We start from the raw sequence: 1,354 nt of genomic DNA, 5'->3' as shown, positions 1-1,354 counted from the left end.
ATAGGAGGCGAACCTGCTGAACTGAAACATCTAAGTAGGCAGAGGAGAAGAAAACAAAAGTGATTCCGCTAGTAGTGGCGAGCGAACGCGGAATAGCCCAAACCAATGTTGTTACGGCAATATTGGGGTTGTAGGACCACGAGATTTCTTGCGGATTGAATTAGAATAACCTGGAAAGGTTAACCACAGAGGGTGACAGTCCCGTATAAGTAAGAGAAGATAAGGATAGTGGTATCCTGAGTAGGTCGGGGCACGTGAAACCCTGATTGAAACTGGCGGGACCATCCGCTAAGGCTAAATACTCCTGAGAGACCGATAGTGAACCAGTACCGTGAGGGAAAGGTGAAAAGAACCGTGAATAACGGAGTGAAATAGAACCTGAAACCATACGCCTACAAGCGGTCGGAGCCCATTCGTTGGGTGACGGCGTGCCTTTTGCATAATGAGCCTACGAGTTACCGTTGCTGGCGAGGATAAGTGATTAAGTCATGGATCCGTAGCGAAAGCGAGTCTTAATAGGGCGCTTTAGTCAGTAGTGGTAGACGCGAAACCGTGTGATCTACCCATGGGCAGGTTGAAGTTTAGGTAACACTAAATGGAGGACCGAACCGTTTAACGCTGAAAAGTTTTCGGATGACCTGTGGGTAGGGGTGAAAGGCCAATCAAACTCGGAAATAGCTCGTACTCCCCGAAATGCATTTAGGTGCAGCGATGATCATAGTTACTTAGAGGTAGAGCTACTGATTGGATGCGGGGGCTTCACCGCCTACCAATTCCTGACAAACTCCGAATGCTAATTAATGATAATCATCAGTGAGGGCATGGGTGCTAAGGTCCATGTCCGAGAGGGAAAGAACCCAGACCATCAGCTAAGGTCCCCAAATGTATGCTAAGTTGAAAAAACGCGGTTTGATTGCCCAGACAGCTAGGATGTTGGCTTGGAAGCAGCCATTCATTTAAAGAGTGCGTAACAGCTCACTAGTCGAGCGATCGAGCATGGATAATAATCGGGCATAAGTATACTACCGAAGCTATGGATTTACGTTTTAAACGTGAGTGGTAGGGGAGCATTCTATCGACGCTGAAGCCGTATTGTGAGATATGGTGGAGTTTATAGAAAAGAAAATGTAGGCATAAGTAACGATAAGGGGTGCGAGAAACACCCCCGCCGTAAGACTAAGGTTTCCTGAGCTATGCTAATCAGCTTAGGGTTAGTCGGGACCTAAGGCACACCCGAAGGGGGACGTCGATGGCCAACGGGTTAATATTCCCGTACTACTAATAATTGTGATGGAGTGACACAGTGATGAAAGCACCGCGAACTGACGGAATAGTTCGTTGAAGCACGTACCTA

General features: G+C 47.5%; 1 rRNA gene. It reads left to right on the top strand.

Annotation, left to right across the window (positions count from 1 at the left end):
• Positions 1-1,354: ribosomal RNA gene (locus H4K33_RS16270) — 23S ribosomal RNA — on the top strand; the annotation flags it as partial.

It is taken from the genome of Myroides sp. WP-1, assembly GCF_014145635.1.
GTDB lineage: Bacteria > Bacteroidota > Bacteroidia > Flavobacteriales > Flavobacteriaceae > Flavobacterium.
Note: the sequence above shows the minus strand (reverse complement) of the source record. Positions and strands in the feature narration are given on the sequence as shown.